The sequence below is a fragment of the Streptomyces sp. YS415 genome, from assembly GCF_023544665.1.
In the GTDB taxonomy this organism is placed as follows: domain Bacteria; phylum Actinomycetota; class Actinomycetes; order Streptomycetales; family Streptomycetaceae; genus Streptomyces.
Genome location: NZ_JAMJFL010000001.1, coordinates 484,456 through 500,027 on the forward strand (window position 1 = coordinate 484,456; position 15,572 = coordinate 500,027).

The 15,572-nt window shown below is 71.5% G+C and carries 17 protein-coding genes; 13 read left to right on the forward strand and 4 right to left on the reverse strand.

From position 1 onward, the window contains the following. Positions 1-53: 53 nt before the first annotated feature. A complete protein-coding gene (locus M8H82_RS02210) occupies positions 54-2,354 on the reverse strand; it encodes a hypothetical protein (protein ID WP_250070563.1) in 2,301 nt (766 codons plus the stop codon). 96 nt (positions 2,355-2,450) lie between these two features. Between M8H82_RS02210 and M8H82_RS02215 the strand changes: the two genes are divergently transcribed. The 3 genes from M8H82_RS02215 (at position 2,451) to dapD (ending at position 4,450) form a co-directional block, all read left to right on the forward strand. Beyond that, entirely contained in the window at positions 2,451-2,771 is a 321-nt protein-coding gene (locus tag M8H82_RS02215; RefSeq protein ID WP_250070564.1) for a multidrug efflux SMR transporter, read from the forward strand. Next, positions 2,771-3,310: a TetR/AcrR family transcriptional regulator gene (locus tag M8H82_RS02220; RefSeq protein WP_250070565.1), complete on the forward strand. Its 540-nt coding sequence runs from the start codon at positions 2,771-2,773 to the stop codon at positions 3,308-3,310. The genes M8H82_RS02215 and M8H82_RS02220 overlap by 1 nt, the downstream gene beginning before the upstream one ends. Positions 3,311-3,460: 150 nt before the next feature. Beyond that, on the forward strand, positions 3,461-4,450 hold the full coding sequence (dapD, locus tag M8H82_RS02225; protein WP_250070566.1) for a 2,3,4,5-tetrahydropyridine-2,6-dicarboxylate N-succinyltransferase: 990 nt from the start codon (positions 3,461-3,463) through the stop codon (positions 4,448-4,450). Positions 4,451-4,499: 49 nt separating this feature from the next. On the opposite strand, the gene M8H82_RS02230 is transcribed toward dapD, so the two are convergent. Continuing rightward, positions 4,500-4,997 (reverse strand): hypothetical protein, encoded by a 498-nt coding sequence (locus tag M8H82_RS02230; protein WP_250070567.1) that lies wholly within the window; start codon positions 4,995-4,997, stop codon positions 4,500-4,502. Positions 4,998-5,133: 136 nt separating this feature from the next. Between M8H82_RS02230 and M8H82_RS02235 the strand changes: the two genes are divergently transcribed. Both M8H82_RS02235 and M8H82_RS02240 read left to right on the forward strand, forming a co-directional pair. Then, the gene (locus M8H82_RS02235; protein WP_250070757.1) at positions 5,134-5,679 is read left to right on the forward strand and encodes a SigE family RNA polymerase sigma factor; all 546 of its coding nucleotides are present in this window, start codon (positions 5,134-5,136) and stop codon (positions 5,677-5,679) included. Continuing rightward, complete coding sequence (locus M8H82_RS02240) at positions 5,676-6,896, forward strand: WD40 repeat domain-containing protein (RefSeq protein WP_250070568.1); 1,221 nt, start codon at positions 5,676-5,678, stop codon at positions 6,894-6,896. The genes M8H82_RS02235 and M8H82_RS02240 overlap by 4 nt, the downstream gene beginning before the upstream one ends. Here M8H82_RS02240 and dapA read toward each other — a convergent pair whose 3' ends face one another. Then, positions 6,897-7,790 (reverse strand): 4-hydroxy-tetrahydrodipicolinate synthase, encoded by an 894-nt coding sequence (dapA, locus tag M8H82_RS02245; protein WP_250070569.1) that lies wholly within the window; start codon positions 7,788-7,790, stop codon positions 6,897-6,899. A gap of 162 nt (positions 7,791-7,952) precedes the next feature. Between dapA and M8H82_RS02250 the strand changes: the two genes are divergently transcribed. The 7 genes from M8H82_RS02250 (at position 7,953) to M8H82_RS02280 (ending at position 12,008) form a co-directional block, all read left to right on the forward strand. After that, complete coding sequence (locus M8H82_RS02250; protein WP_250070570.1) at positions 7,953-8,090, forward strand: hypothetical protein; 138 nt, start codon at positions 7,953-7,955, stop codon at positions 8,088-8,090. Continuing rightward, positions 8,087-8,764 carry a hypothetical protein gene (locus M8H82_RS02255; protein ID WP_250070571.1) on the forward strand — a complete coding sequence of 226 codons (678 nt, stop codon included), beginning with the start codon at positions 8,087-8,089 and terminating at the stop codon, positions 8,762-8,764. Before M8H82_RS02250 ends, M8H82_RS02255 begins: the two co-directional genes overlap by 4 nt. Before the next feature lie 52 nt (positions 8,765-8,816). Next, positions 8,817-9,236: a phage holin family protein gene (locus M8H82_RS02260; protein WP_250070573.1), complete on the forward strand. Its 420-nt coding sequence runs from the start codon at positions 8,817-8,819 to the stop codon at positions 9,234-9,236. Beyond that, positions 9,233-9,727: a DUF3618 domain-containing protein gene (locus tag M8H82_RS02265; RefSeq protein WP_250070574.1), complete on the forward strand. Its 495-nt coding sequence runs from the start codon at positions 9,233-9,235 to the stop codon at positions 9,725-9,727. The genes M8H82_RS02260 and M8H82_RS02265 overlap by 4 nt, the downstream gene beginning before the upstream one ends. A 190-nt stretch (positions 9,728-9,917) precedes the next feature. Then, positions 9,918-10,598, forward strand: coding sequence for an antibiotic biosynthesis monooxygenase (locus M8H82_RS02270; protein WP_250070575.1), 681 nt, complete (start codon positions 9,918-9,920; stop codon positions 10,596-10,598). A gap of 64 nt (positions 10,599-10,662) precedes the next feature. Then, positions 10,663-11,259: a helix-turn-helix domain-containing protein gene (locus tag M8H82_RS02275; RefSeq protein ID WP_250070576.1), complete on the forward strand. Its 597-nt coding sequence runs from the start codon at positions 10,663-10,665 to the stop codon at positions 11,257-11,259. Between the two features lie 14 nt (positions 11,260-11,273). After that, entirely contained in the window at positions 11,274-12,008 is a 735-nt protein-coding gene (locus M8H82_RS02280) for an SRPBCC domain-containing protein (RefSeq protein ID WP_250070577.1), read from the forward strand. A gap of 22 nt (positions 12,009-12,030) precedes the next feature. On the opposite strand, the gene M8H82_RS02285 is transcribed toward M8H82_RS02280, so the two are convergent. Then, the gene (locus M8H82_RS02285; RefSeq protein ID WP_250070578.1) at positions 12,031-13,860 is read right to left on the reverse strand and encodes an endonuclease/exonuclease/phosphatase family protein; all 1,830 of its coding nucleotides are present in this window, start codon (positions 13,858-13,860) and stop codon (positions 12,031-12,033) included. Between the two features lie 274 nt (positions 13,861-14,134). On the opposite strand from M8H82_RS02285, the gene M8H82_RS02290 reads away from it, so the two are divergent. Further along, positions 14,135-15,556: a hypothetical protein gene (locus tag M8H82_RS02290; RefSeq protein WP_250070579.1), complete on the forward strand. Its 1,422-nt coding sequence runs from the start codon at positions 14,135-14,137 to the stop codon at positions 15,554-15,556. The last annotated feature ends 16 nt before the right edge of the window (positions 15,557-15,572 follow it).

Here is a 15,572-nt window from a genome sequence, read left to right on the forward strand (position 1 = left end):
GAGCGTTTACCCAGGTCATACCCGGCGCGCGGGTTTTCCCGGCGGGATGGCGCTCAAGGTCGGAACGCCCGGTCAGGGTCGCGTGCACGGTCCTCGTAGAAGGGCTCGAACCAGTACGCGGCTTCGAGGTTCGCCATGCCCATCATCTGGTTGAGGTGATGGTCGGAGTCCTCGATGCCCTGTGACCAGGGTTCGTAGAGGAATAACACGTCGGTGTCCTCGAGCAGCAGGCTGAGACAGAGGTTCCAATCCCAGTCCTTGTGATGCGGCGGGATGCCCTCCACGAACGAGGTGACCAGCTCGACATCGTCCACCACCATGCTGGACGCGTGGTCGATGCCTATGTGCAGTGCCATCTCCTCGCCCGTGCACCTGGGACGTGGCCATCGACCGGCTCTGATGTCGTCGGCCAAGTCCTCGAAACAGCGCACCATTTCGCGACGCCATTGGGCGTCCTGGCGCCACGTGAGGACCGGTAGGTCGCTGAATATAAGCGCGTAGTTATCACCTAGATCGACCGGGCGGTCGTCGATCTCCTCAAGTGACTGCCTCGCCATGTCGGACACGATGTCGAGTGCGGCCTCCAGCACGGTCAGGGTACGAGCCGTCGGGCCGTACTCCTCGTCGTCGTCCCAGTCTTCTCTGTCCGCATTGCTCTCGGGTGCCGCGGGCGGGGCAAGCTCTTCGGGTATCGGTCGTCTGTCCACACCCGGGTAGTTGTAGTACGACTGTGTCACCTCGTCGCCGGCCTCTGCAGCCCGCCGATACCACAGGCTCGCAGTCCTCCTGTCCCGTTTGCGGAAGTGGAGATTACCCATGAGACGGAGAGACAGGACGTCTCCCCCATCGACGGCGAGCTGGAACCAATGCACCGCCTCTGTCGTGTCGCTCCTCTCGTAGAGAAGTCCCAGAGTGCGGAACGTGGCCACGTCCTCCGCTTCCACCAGCGGCTGAAGGGCGCGTCGGCCAATGTCCATCCGGTCGTTGGCATACGCGGACAGGGCAATGTCGAAGCGCTGGTGCCTCTCGGAACCGTGGTTGAGAACGATCTCCCAGATCTCTTCGGGAATCAGGTTCGGTGAGGGCTCCCGATCTCTGAGGTGCGCGTCGAGCAGGTAATCGAACGGCTTCAGCCCGCCGCCCTCGGGGACCAGCATGCGTGTCACCGCGTCACGAGGCGTCGTCGCCCAGGCAAGGGCGGCATCGAAGGGCTCGGGAGCGATGAGCTGTTTGTTGCGGCCTGGCAGGTAGCGCTCGTGCAGTTCGGCCAATAGGTCGGTGGGCAGTGGTTCCGTGAGGCCTGCCAGTGCGAGGTCGATAGCGGCTCGTACCAAAGCGGCGCCACGAGGGTTGCCGTGCACGACGGAGGCGCTGCTCAGTTCTCGCCACAACTGGGGACCCGTGGCCAGCGTCTCGGCGATGCCGAAGTCCTCCGCCTGCTGGAGGGCCAGGCGCAGCCGAGGGTCGGGACGGGACCGTAGATGTTCCCGAGCACGCGCGACTTCCGATGGGGACCATAGCCGCTTCACTTCGAACTCCTCGGCGAGCCGCACCAACTCGTGGGAGGGAAGCTCTTTACGGAGCCGGGAGCGCATGGTGCCGAGAATGACCGTGCGCGCCGTGCGCAGGGTTCGTAGGTCCCGGAGTGTCAACCCTTCAGGCCCGAGGTACTGCTCCATGTCATTGAGCCAGAGGACGCCGGGAGTGCCGGATCGGGCAGTGCTGACGGCTTCGGTGACGGCGTCCGCAAGGTCCGTGACATGTGGCGGCACGATGAGTAGATGGTCCGGCAGCACCGCAGACATGGCTTCGTAGGCGCAGCGTGTCTTGCCTGCTGTGGAGTCCCCGACGAGGAGCACGACACCGCCGGCGTCGGCGATCCGGTGCAGGGACCGCTGTATTGCGGAGTCGACGTCCCGAGGGATGTAAGCGGGTAGCGCATTGCCATCGTCCAAGGTGCGCGCTCGGTGCACCTTGAGTTCGAGCGGATCGGCACCTCGGACGGGAAACACGGCCACTCGCGAGCTCCGACTGACAGCGGGTTCGCACTGCGCGCGTCGGTACAGCCGCTCCCAAGCGAGCCGATCGAACTTCCCTCGCGGCAGCGAAGCCGCCTGCTCTAACGCTCCGAGGAAGGAATCCAGAACAGACCAGGACGAGGGGAGCCGCTCGCCTTTCCTCCAGGCGCTGATTGCCGACGTGCTCACAGCGGAACGGCCCCTTACCCGCGACGCCTTGGCGATACTCGCCAGTGTGGGCTTGGTGCCACTCTCCTGCGCGACTTCCGCCATAACTGCCTCAAGGGCCCGGAAAAACTCCGCCCGGGCCGCCGTTTCCTCCGTTGACTGAGTCATGGAGCGATGGTGCCGGACCGCTGTGAAATTTTGAGGGCATTGCCTTTTGCAGGCAGCTCACACTCGTAAGTGATCTCATTGTGTACGCTCGTACACATGGGATACCTCACGCTCGCCGGCGCCATCGCCGCCGAGGTGGCCGCGACCACCGCCATGAAGTACAGCGCCGGTTTCAGCAAGCTCTGGCCCTCGCTCGGGACGGCGCTCGGCTACGTGGTCTCCTTCGCGCTGCTCGCCCAGACCCTGAAGACCGTGGGGATCGGCGCCGCGTACGCGATCTGGGCCGGTGTCGGCACCGCGAGCATCGCCGTCATCGGCCTCGTGGCCTTCGGTGAGGCGCTGACCGTCACCAAGGTCGCGGGGATCCTGCTGATCGTCGCGGGGGTCGTGGTGCTGAACCTGGGCGGCGCGCACTGATGGCCCGGCGCCACGACCCCGAGCGGCGGCAGCGGATCATCGACGCGGCGATCCGGGTCGTGGGCGAGAAGGGCCTCGCGGGGCTCACCCACCGCTCGGTCGCGGCGCGGGCCGATGTCCCGCTCGGCTCGACGACGTACCACTTCGCGACCCTCGACGAACTGATGGTCGCGGCCCTGCGCCAGGCGAACGAGGGGTTCGCCAAGGTCATCGCCTCCCGCGGCGGTCTCGACGACCCGGACGCCGATCTCGCCCGCGAACTCGCCGGGTGGATGGGCGAATGGCTGGCGGGCGACCGCACCGGCGTCGAGCTGGAGTACGAGCTGTATCTGGCCGCCCTGCGCCGCCCCGCCCTGCGCCCCGTCGCCGCCGAATGGGCGGCCGACCTCGCCGGACTGCTGGCCCGGCGCACGGACCCGGTCACGGCGCGCGCCCTGGTCGCGCTGATGGACGGGATCTGCCTCCAGGTCCTGCTCACCGGAACCCCGTACGACGAGGAGTACGCGCGGGAGGTGCTGGGGCGGGTCATCGGCACCTGAAACAAGAAGGGGGATGCCGTCAGCAGCGGCGCCCCAATCGCGACGGTGAGCGGGGCGCGCGGCCCTGAGCTGGCCCGCGGCGCGCCCGGCACGTGAGATGGCGGGCGCACCGGTTCGCCCCCGTGGGCCCCGCCAAGTTAGGTTGCCCTCATGACCGACACGACTGCACCCAGCACCACCGGCGCCGTTGCCGCCGGCCTCGCCACGATCGCCGCCGACGGCACCGTCCTCGACACCTGGTTCCCCGCGCCCGAGCTCGCCGCCGAGCCCGGCCCGTCCGGCACGGAGCGGCTGTCCGCCGAGACGGCCGTGGAACTGCTCGGCGAGGGCGCCGCCAAGGCGATCGGCCCGGACGCCCGCCGGGGCGTCGAGGTCGTCGCGGTCCGTACGGTCATTTCCTCGCTCGACGCGAAGCCGATCGACGCGCACGACGTGTACCTGCGGCTGCACCTGCTCTCCCACCGCCTGGTCAAGCCGCACGGCCAGAGCCTGGAGGGCATGTTCGGCTTCCTCGCGAACGTCGCCTGGACCTCGCTCGGGCCGGTCGCCGTCGACGACATCGAGAAGGTCCGGCTGAACGCCCGCGCCGAGGGACTGCACCTCCAGGTGACGTCCGTCGACAAGTTCCCGCGCATGACGGACTACGTCGCACCCAAGGGCGTCCGCATCGCCGACGCCGACCGGGTCCGCCTGGGCGCGCACCTCGCCGAGGGCACGACGGTCATGCACGAGGGCTTCGTGAACTTCAACGCGGGCACGCTCGGTACCTCGATGGTCGAGGGCCGCATCTCCGCCGGCGTCGTCGTCGGGGACGGCTCGGACATCGGTGGCGGCGCCTCCACGATGGGCACGCTGTCGGGCGGCGGCAATGTGATCATCTCCATCGGCGAGCGGTGCCTGATCGGCGCCGAGGCGGGCGTCGGCATCGCGCTGGGCGACGAGTGCGTGGTGGAGGCGGGGCTGTACGTCACCGCCGGCACGCGCGTCACCATGCCCGACGGCCAGATCGTGAAGGCCCGCGAGCTGTCCGGGGCGTCGAACATCCTGTTCCGCCGGAACTCGGTCACGGGAACGGTCGAGGCCCGCCCGAACAACGCGGTGTGGGGCGGCCTGAACGAGATCCTGCACAGCCACAACTAGCTGGTGCCGGGGGCGTGGGCAATCCGCGAGCCGATGGGAGCCCGCGCCCCTACACAGTCGCCCTGAACTCCCTCAGCGCCGTGAGGTCCGGCTCCCGCAGGCCGATCCGCGGGTTCACGTGGTGCAGGAGGGCCGGGCCGGGGTGATGGTCCGCCACGTACGTGTCGTCCGCCCCGCTCTGTTCGTCGTCCACCCAGGCGAACGGGCGGCCCGCCGCGTACTCGACGATCGCCGCCGTCTTCCAGTGCACCCCGTCCGGGCGTTCAACGAACAGGCCGTCGCCGAAGTCGACGTACGGCAGCTCGGGCAGGCCGATCACCGGGGCGATCCAGCGGTTGGCGGCGTCCATCCAGGTCGTGGCCCAGCACAGGTCGTAGCCGAGGGCCAGCAGGGACGGGCCGTGGGCGGGGTTCAGCCAGACGCGCAGCGGGCGGCCGGGGCGGACGGTCGCACGGATCGTGGTGTAACCCTCCGGGCGGCGCTCGGGCTGGGCGGCCCAGGGGTTCAAGGGGCCGTCGACGTCCAGGAAGAGCAGGGGGCGGCTCACCTCGTCACCGTACGGGAGCGGTGCCGGCGCCGGCAGAAAATTTTCTCGGGGCACCTGGCATAGCGGGGCGCCGCCGTGCGCGTCATCCCCGGTGGAGGTGCGGGCAGCGGGCCCGGCCGGGGGAGTGAAGGTGGCGATGGAGGGCGAGGCACAGGCCGGGTTCCGGGAGTTCGTGGAGAACCGTTCGTCCGCGCTGCTGAGGACCGCGGTGCTGCTCAGCGGAGGGGACCGGCACGCCGGTGAGGACCTGCTGCAGAACGCGCTGATCAAGGCGGCCGGACGCTGGCACCGGATCGAGGAACCCGAGGCGTACGTCCGGCAGATCCTGTACCGGCAGCAGATCAGCCGCTGGCGGCTGAAGTGGCGGCGGCGCGAGCTGAGTGTCGCCGAACCGCCCGACGCGGGCGCCCGGACCGACGACTCCGCCGCCGCCGACCTGCGGCTGGTGATGCGCGGCGCGCTCGCCCGGCTCACCCCCCGGCAGCGCACCGTGCTGGTCCTGCGCTACTTCGAGGACCTGCCCGAGGCCGAGGTGGCCGCCCTCCTCGGCTGCTCGGTCGGCACCGTGCGGTCCACCACCCACCGCTCCCTCGCCCGGCTGCGCGCCCTCGCACCCGAGCTGGCCGCCCTCACGGCGGCGGATCGCCTGCCCGGCTTCTCTCCCGCGGAGGTACGTCCGTGAACGTCGAGGAACTCGTCCGTGACGCCCTGCGCGAGACCGCCGCGGAGCAGCCCCCGGCCGGCCCGGGATGGGCGGAGCGGGTGCTGGCCGTACGGCGGCGCCGGCGCACCCGGAGGATCACCGCCGCCGCCGCGGCCACCGTGACCGTCGTCGCCCTCGCGGTCGCCGTCCCGCAACTGGACTCCCGAAGGGAGGACGTGCGGCCCGCGGGCCTTCTGGACGGCGGCCACACGACCAGCGCGCACCCCGACCAGTCGCCGCCCCGCGACCTGATCGCGGCGGGCCAGGCGGTGCTGGCCGCCTACTACACGACGGAGATCGAGAAGCGGACCACCGAGACCGGCATCGCCCGGCGGACCTACTGGCTGCTCGACCCCGGGACCGGCCGGTACGAGAAGGACACCCGGTGGTCGTTCGTCGCCGTCGCCCCCGGCCTGCGCACCGCCGCCGTGCTGGAGCGCACGCTGCCCGCCCGCCGGATCGGGCTGCTCGACCTTGCGACGGGGGAGGTCGAGCGGTGGATCCCGGTCCGGCAGGGCGTCGGCGGGCTCGCCTACTCCTACGACGGCACGAAGCTCCTGGCGACGACCTACGACGGGCATCCCGATGCCCGCGAGAAGTCGTACAGCACGGAGGGCGACGTGGCCTGGCGCGAGCCCTTCGGGGAGACGCCCCGGACCGGCTTCGTCGTCCTGGATCCCGCGCAGGGGACCGCGGGCCCCTGGCGCCGCCTTTCCACCGAGGGGCAGGACGTCAACGTCCGCTCGGACCTCCAGTTCAGCCGCAGCGGGCGACTGGTGCAGGCGAGGATCATCGGCGGCCGGGACGGGATGCAGACGTTCTACGACCTCACGGGGGCCGCGGTCGCCGCTCCCGCCGACGAGCGGCACCTGAGGTCGGACGTCCCCGCCCGGCTCTCCCCGGACGGCACGCTCGCCGCGCTCGGCCTGACCAAGGAGGTGCCGGACCGGTCGTACTCCTCGATCCGCGACCCCCGCACAGGCAAGGAGATCGCCAAGGTGCGCGGCGCCGAACTCCTCGCCTGGGTGGACGAGCGGCGGCTCATCGCCTGGGAGCGGTCCGCGGGCACGGAGGCGTACGAGCCCAGGCTCGCGCTGGTCACCATCGGCAGTGACGAGGTGCGCTGGCTCAGCGGGCCGCGCACCCAGGGGGACACCTTCCAGTGGTCCTGGGAGCCGGTCTTCGCCCGGCCCTGATCAGGCGTCCACCAGGCTCCGGTACGCCCGCAGCAGCCCGTCGGTCGCCTCGCGGCCGGCGGGACGCAAGGGGGAGCGGACCGGGCCCGCGGGCAGGCCCAGCTCGTTCAGCAGGGCCTTGGCCGTGACCGAACCGGGCAGGCCCGCCGCCATCATCGCCTCCACGAGCGGGGTGGCCCGCTGCTGGAGCCGGGCCGCCTGCGCCGTCTCGCCCGCGTCGAACGCGTCCAGCACGGCCCGGAGTTGGGCGGGCGCCGCATTGGACACGGTACTGATGTACCCCGTGCCGCCCACCGCGTACAGCGCGAGGTTGTGCTCGTCGCAGCCCGCGTAGTACGCCAACTCCGTGCGCGCCATGACCTTCTGGGCGGCGAGGAAGTCGTAGGAGCAGTCCTTCACCGCGACGATCCTCGGGTGCTCGGCGAGCCGGAGCAGGGTGTCCGGCTCGACGCGGGCGCCGGTGCGGCCGGGGATGTCGTAGACCGCGACCGGCAGCCCCGAGGCGTCGGCGACCTCCCGGAAGTGCGCCTCCAGTGCGTCCTGCGGGGGCTTGCTGTAGTACGGCGCCACCACCAACAGCCCGTCCGCGCCCGCCTTTTCGGCGGCCTGTGCCAGCTCGACGGTGTGCCGGGTGTCGGAGGTGCCGACCCCGGCCAGCACCGGGGCCCGCCCGCCCACCGCCTCCCGCACCGCGCGGACGAGCAGGGCCTTCTCCTCGTCCGACGTGGTCGGTGACTCGCCGGTGGTGCCCGACAGCACCAGACCGTCGCAGCCCTCGGCCACCAGCCGGTCGGCGAGCCGCTGCGCCCCGGCGAGATCGAGCGCCCCCTCCTCGGTGAAGGGCGTGATCATGGCGCAGAGGGTCCGGCCGAAGGGGGAGTTCGTGGTCGTCATGGGAGTAGTGTCGGCGGCACGACAGTGAAGCTCCACTTAAATTTCGTACGAGGTATCGCTAAGCATTGCTGTCGGGTGAGGTGTCGAGGCCCTCTGTCGGAACCGGGGTGCCATGGGTGACCATGGCCTGGACGGTCAACGACCCCTGGTCCTGGAGGCGTCATGAAGCTCGGCAAGGCACTCGCCACCGGAGTCGCTGAAGAGCGGCCGCTGATCCACGCCGAAGAGCCCGAACTCCCCGAGTGCGTCGAGGAGATGAAGGAAGCGAAGGCCGCCGAAGAGGTACCGGCGGCGCGATGAGGCTCCGGCTTCCGGAGGAACGCCCGACGGAGCCGCCGACCGGCTACAAGATCGCCCACCCGGTGCTGTCCCACGACGGCACCCGGGCGGGCTTCACCGGTGTGTCGCTCGGCGGCGCGCTGCCGTACGGGGTCCTGGCCGACGCGTCCTGCGTCTACGGCCTCGGGCACCGGGCGCCGCACCGGCGCTGCGACTGCGGCTTCCACTGCGTGCACGACCGTACGGCCGCCGAGGCGCTGCTGTGCACGGCCGAGCACCGGGCGGCCGTGCTGCTGGAGATCACGGTGCTGGGCCGCTACCTCCGCTACGAGCTCGGCTTCCGCTACGCCCGGCAGCGGGTGCGCGCCGCCACCGTCGGCCCCTGCGGATGCGGCGCGGTCGCCGTCGCGCTGGCCGACGCGGGCTGGGGCCGGCCCGGCTGGCTGGGCCTCGCCCCCTCCTGCGCGGGCTGTCTGCGAGGCCGTACGTCCGTCTCGCTCGCCGGGTTCGCGCGGCTGGCCGGCGAGGGGCTGCGGGTGGTGGCGGGGAAGGGCGCCGCCGTCGCCTCCGCCGAGGCGCTCGGGGTGCCCGAACTCGCCGCCGAGGCAGCGCTGTTGCAGGCGCGTCTGGACTGGTTCCAGAGTCAGCTGGCGCGGCTCGGGGAGCGGGGGCCGGGCGGCGAACGGCAAGGGTAGCGGGGGCCGGTGCGGGTACCCGGGTGTTCCGAACCGAGAGGAGGCGGACACCGTGAGCGGGACCACGGCCACTGGGCCGGAACACGACGAGCGCCATTCGGTGGGCGAACTCGTCGGACGAGCGACCGAACAGCTCTCCCAGCTCGTACGACAGGAAATGGCCCTCGCCAAGGAGGAACTGGCGGAGAAGGGCCGGCGTGCCGGCCGCGGCGGCGGGCTGCTCGGCGCGGCGGGTGCCGTCGCCTACGCCGGGCTGCTCTTCCTGGCGGGCACCGCGGTGGCCGCCCTCTCGCTGGTGCTGCCCGTCTGGGCGGCGGCGCTGATCGTGACGGCGGTGCTGTTCGTCGTCGCGGGCGTGCTGGGCGCGACCGGTCGCGCCGAGCTGAGGCGGGCCGCGCCTCCCACACCCGAGGAGACCCTCGGCAGTGTCAAGGCGGATGTCGAGGAGATCAGGGAAAGGGCGCACCGATGACGGACAAGGCAGGGGGCATGGGCGGGGCCAAGGGCCCCGACGAACTGCGCCGGCAGATCCAGCGGACGAGGAAGGAACTCGGCGTCACCGTCGAGGAGCTGGCGGCCAAGGCGGATGTGAAGGGGCGGGCCATGGCGCGCGCCGCCGACCTGCGGGACCGGGCGGGCGCGCTGACCGTACAACTGCGCAGCACCGCGGCCCAGGCCGGCCACACCGCGCAGGACCGGGCCTCCCGGGCCGGTCATACGGTCCAGGACCGGGCGACGCGGGCGGGTCACACGGTCCAGATCCGGGCTACCCGGGCCGGTCACACGGTTCAGCACCGGGCCGGCCGGGCGGGCCAGACCGTGGAGTACAAGGCGCCGCGTCCTGTCCGCACCGTCGTACAGGCCGGGCTGCGGCATCCGCGGCCGGTGCTGATGGCCGGAGCGGCCGCCGTGGGCGCGATGCTCGTCGTCCAGGCGGTACGGCGGCGCAGCGGCCGTCGCTGAGCGCGAAGCGGGCGGCGCGGGACCGGGCGACCGGACCCGCGCCGCCCTTCGTCCGCGGGCTGTTCCGTGGTCGCACTCGGCCGTGAGCAGCCCGGCCCAACACCCCTCCCGCAAGCCGCACTTGACCTCAAGCAAGGTTGAGGTCGGAGGCTGGTCCCCGTACCGATCACCGACGTACTGGAGGCCGGCCATGACCCGCCGTACCGACGCCCATCCCGACCCGACCCGCCCCGGGATCGGGGCGCCCTTCTTCAGCACCTGGCGAGTGGGCACCCCCGAGCGCCAGGCGCAGACCGTCGAGGCCGTCGCCCGCACCTGGGAGACTCGCGCCTGGGGCAGCGACCGGCTCCTCGGCTACCACCTCTACGCGGGCCACGACGGCACCACCCTGCTGCACTACTCGCAGTGGCGCGACGAACAGGGCTACGAGGCCTTCTTCAAGACCCTCCGCCAGGAACGCAACGACGAGATCGACACCGCCGTGCCCGGCATCGAACGGGTCCGCCTGGACCGCTACCGGCTCCACCGCAGCCATGCCCGCGCCGTCGGCGACACCCGGGTGCCGGGGCTGATCGTGACGGTCCGCGTCGACTTCGAGCCGGACGCGGCGGACAAGCGGGCCGACTGGGTGGACCTGGTCCTGTCCGCGCTCGCCGGACCGGACGCCGACCGCGGTCTGATCTCCGCCCACTTCCACCTCAGCACCGACGGCACGCATGTCCTCAACTACGCCGAGTGGGAGAGCGACGAGGCCTACGACGCGGCCCTCGCCGGGCCCGGCTCACCCCAGTGGGAGCGGGTGCGGACGCATCCAGGTCTGCGGGGGACGACCGGCAGCCGGTACCGGCACGCCCTCGGGCTCGTGCCCTGAGCCGGACCCCGCCGACGATTCCACTCGTCTGGACAAAAAAAGTGTTCGGTGAGACCGTGGACTCATGTTGGACGTGACCGTGATCGAGGACCCCGAGGCGGCGGCCGTCTCCCTGGACCCCACAAGGGCCCGGCTGCTCGCCGAGCTGGCGGCCGGACCCGCGTCGGCCGCCATGCTGGCCGGAAAGGTCGGGCTGCCCCGGCAGAAGGTGAACTACCACCTGAAGGCGCTGGAGCGGCACGGCCTGGTCGAGCTGGCCGGGGAGCGCCGCAAGGGCAATGTCACCGAGCGGCTGATGCGGGCGACCGCCGCGTCGTACGTCATCTCGCCGCTCGCCCTCGCCGCCGTGCAGCCGGACCCGGAGCGGTTCCGGGACCAGCTGTCCGCGCGCTGGCTGCTGGCGCTCGGCGCCCGGCTGGTGCGGGACGTCGGCTCGCTGATCACCGGCGCGGCCAAGGCCCGCAAGGGACTGGCGACCTACGCCCTGGACGGCGAGGTGCGGTTCGCCTCGGCGGCCGAACGGGCCGCGTTCATCCAGGAGTTGACGGCGGGTGTCACCGGTCTGATCCGCAAGTACGACACCCCGGACGCCGAGGGCGGCCGTGACCACCGGATCGTCGTGGCCGTCCATCCCACGCTCAAGAAGACCGAGTCGGAATAGTTCAGGAGCCCACCATGCCGAAGGAATTCGAGATCGCCCGGGAGTTCGAGGTCGACGCCGGCCCGGAGCAGGTCTGGGAGGCGGTCACCGCCCAGACCGGTGGGTACCTGTGGCCCATGGAGCCGCCGGAGCCCCGGGTCGGCGGCAAGGGGCCCTTCGGGTCCACGGTCACCGCCTGGGACCCGCCCCACCGCTACACCAACCGCGTCGAGGACGTCGAGGGCATCGCCGAGCAGACCGCCAACCAGCTCGACTACACCATCGAGCCGCGCGACGACGGCAAGCGGGCCTGGGTCCGGTACGTGCACAGCGGGATCTTCGTCGACGACTGGGACAACCAGTACGACGGCGCCGCCAAGCACACCGACTTCTATCTGCACACCCTGCGCGAGTACCTCACCCACTTCGCGCCCCGCCCGGCCGCCTTCGCCACCTTCGACGGACCCGAGGCGTCCAAGGCCGCCGACGCCCTCGAAACCGTCGGGCGGGCGCTCGGCGTCGGCCCCGGCGTGGCCGCGGGCACCCGGCTGCGGGTACAGGGGCCCGACGCGTTCGACGCCGTGGTCGACTTCCGCGACCCGTACTTCATCGGCCTGCGCACCGACCGGGGCCTCACCCGGATCTTCGGGCGCAACCACTGGGGCCACCCCGTCGGCATCTCCCTGCACGACTTCGCCCCGGACGCCGCGATCGAGGAGTGCGAGACCGAATGGCAGGGCTGGCTGAACACGGTGTTCAGCCAGCCCTGATCTACCCGGGAATCAACGGGAGTTACGGCTTGAAGCGCAGGACCTGCGGGTCGTGGTCGCTGATCTGGTCGTGGAACTCCGCGTTGATGTGCACGCTGTCGTACTCGAAGTCGCAACCGCGCCGGATCGACGGGCTGACCAGGATCTGGTCCAGGACCTGGCTGTTGCCCTGGTAGACGTACGAGTAACGCTCGCTCCTCGGCAGCGACTTGACCGCCGACCACAGCGCCCCGTCGCTCTCCAGGATCTTGGTGGTGTCGGAGAACTCGAAGTCGTTGATGTCGCCGAGCGTGACGACGTCCGCGTTCTTCTGGGTGTCGAGGATGTCCTTGACGAAGGAGTTCACCAGGGTCGCCTGCTGGTGCCGCTGCGTCTCCGAGCTGCGCGGGACCGGCTGGTACTGCGAGGTCAGACCCTGGTCGCCGCCCTTGGAGTTGAAGTGGTTGGCGATCACGAAGACCGTGCGGCCCCGGAAGGCGAACTCGCCGACCAGCGGCTTGCGGCTGGAGTTCCAGGCCGCGTTCGCCGGGTCGATACGGCCCGGGGAGACCGTCAGCGCGGCCTTGCCCCGCTCCTCGGTGACCCCGACGGCCGTCGTGGCGTCGCCGCCCGCGCGGTCGGTGAACGAGACCCGCTCCGGGTTGAACAGGAACGCCTGCCGGATGTTGCCGCCCGGCTCGCCGCCGTCGGTGTTGTTCGCCGGGTCGATGGAACGCCAGTCGTAGCGCGGGCCGCCGGCGGCGACGATCGCGTCGATCAGCTTCTGCATCGTCTGGTCCGCGGCGACCGTGCCGTCGTTCTTCGCGCCCGTGTTGTCCTGGATCTCCTCCAGGGACACGATGTCGGGCGACCGGAGGTGGTCCACGATCGCGGCGGCGTGCTCCTCGAAGGTGGCGTCGGACGGGTCGAGGTTCTCGACGTTGTACGTCGCGACCGCCAGCTCGCCGTTCTTCTGCTTCTCGGTGGTCTCCCGCTCCAGACCGCCGCTCCTCGGCGTGCCGAGCTGGTTCGCGATCAGGGTGTAGCCGCCGAACTGGTTGTAGTCCAGCGGACCCGCGGTGGTGCCGGTGAGGGTGTCACCGACGTTCGCCTTCGGGAAGTCGGCGGTCGCGCCGAGCGACTGGATCTGGATGCGGCCGGTGTTCTGCGAGGCGTAGGAGCCGTACACCGTGCCGCCGCGGCGGTTGCGGTTCTCCCACGGCTTCACCGTGACCCACAGCTCCGTGTACGGGTCGGTGGCGCCGACCACCCGGGTGTCGGAGACCTGGACGTTCATGCCCTCCAGGGACTCGTACAGGTCCAGGGCGTACGCCGACGGCTTCAGCGGCAGGCCGTTGACCGAGTTGTTCGCGGCGCTGTCGCCCGCCGGGACATAGGCGCTCGGCACCGAGTCCGCGTCGATGACCGTCGCGGCCGGGACGGCGTTGCCGCTGGAGACGACGGTGGTCGTCGGGCGGGTGATCTCGGTCAGCGCCTGGTTGCCGGAGGAGGTGCCGCCGGGGACGTACTCCGTGACCGTGCCGGAGACCTTCACCAGGTCGCCGACGGCCACGCCCTTGGGGGTCGAGCTGGTGAAGACGAAGACGCCCTCGCTGGTGGCCGGATCGGCGTCCGCGTCCGGGTCCTGGATCCAGAAGCCGCGGGACGAGCCGTAGGTGCGCACCCCGGTGACGATGCCGGTCACGTCCGTGACCTGCCGTCCGGCGTACGGGGATATGCGGGTGTTGCCCTGGATGTCATGGATGCGCACCGAGTCGGCGTGCGCGGGCGAGGTGAGGACAACGGTGGACGCCGCGGAACAGACAGCGGCGACGGTGAGCGCGGCGAGGCGCGCGGACGACTTGCTCGGCAACGGGATCCCTCCGGGGACGTGCGTGGGCGCCGGGACGAGGGTGGAGCGTGAACGGCGGGAGCCGCGACCGGCGGGGCCGGTGCGACGCGCGTAGAGATTCGGTGAACACGTGTCCTGCGAATGTCTACGCGCGTAATCTCCTGCCTGGTCAGGCCACTTGTCAAGGTTTCGGCCATGTACACAGGCCAACGGGTAGATGAACCGGGCGGCATGGGTCCAAATCCGTCTAGGCTGAGCGGCTGAGTAGTACGACGCGTCCTAGGAGAATCAGCCGATGTCAGACAGCTCCCCCCTGCCGCCGGTGCGGCTGCATCCCGAAACGGAGCTGGCGCGGGACGCGCTGTCCACGCCCCTGCTCTCCCGGGCCGCCCGGCTCGCCCGCTGGGCCGGCCCCGACACCCGCGTCGACGCCGGCGGCGGGCTCGCCGAGGAGCAGCTCCCCGCCGCCGCCGAGGTCCTCGGTCTGACCGGGGACGACGCCGCCGCCTGCGCCAGTGAGGCCTGGCGCGTCGCCCTCGACACCGGGCTCGTCGAGATCGCCGACGAGGAGGAGGGCACCGTCACCGCGGGCGAGGACCTGGCGCTGCTCACCGGTGGCTCCCCGCAGGACGTGCTCGCGGTGTGGCAGGCGGCGTTGGAGACGGTCCTCGCGGACGCCGGGGTGCCGGACCTCGACGACCTGGTCGACGCCATGGGAGAGGGCGGCGAACTGGACCTCTCCCAGCTGGGCTGGGACCCCGACGCCGAGGCGGAGTTCCTCGACGGGGTCCTCGGCAACCTCTACCTGCTGACCGTCAGCGAGGACGGGCCCGGCCGGTCACCGGTGCCGCTGCCGGCCCTCGCCGCGTCGATGATCGTGCCCAACGACATGGGGGAGCCGACCAACGACGTCCTGGAGCAGGTCTCCGACGCGATGATGCGCCTCGACGACCAGTTCCGGCTGCTGGAGCCGGTCGGGCTCGTGGAGTACCAGCCGGTCGACGAGGCGCTGATGGCGGACGCCGACGAGGAGCCCGCCGCGCCCGTCGACGAGACGGACGTCTCCCGCTACGGCCTGGTGCGGCTGACCCCGCTCGGTCTGTACGGCCTGCGCGCCCGGCTGCTGGAGGCCGGCTTCACGGCGCCGGCCGTCGGGGACCTCGTCGACAAGGGCGCCGACGCGCTGCTCGACGGCACCGCCGCCTTCCCGCCGGGGGCCGCCCAGGCGGAGACCGAGCAGTGGCTGACCCGACGTCAGGCGCTGCCCGCCGCACGTGAGTTGCTGGCGGCGGCCCGGGGGTCCGACGCCGGGGCGCCGTTGCGCCGGCTGCGGTGCCAGCAGGCGCTGTCGCTGGTGGGCGCCGAGGCGGAGCCGGCCCTGCGGGAGGTTCTGGACGACCCCGAACTGGGCGGCCTGGCTCGGGTCTGGCTGACCGAACGGGGCGCCCCGGACGTGCCGGCGCCCTCCGAGGCGATGGTGTTCTGGCTGACCATCGACACGGTCGCCGCGCAGCTCGCGGCCGAGGGGAACTCCGACGAGCTGCGGGCCCTGGTGTCCGGGCTCGCCGAGCAGCACAGCGGGTTCTTCACGGCGGTGTGGCGGGTCAACCACCCCGCCACCGCGGAGGTGCTGGAGGCGATGGGACGGCTGCACCCGGACAAGCGGATCGCGAAGGAAGCGCGGAAGGCCGCGTTCAAGGCCCGGTCACAGGGCTGACGGACAGGAGCGGGCG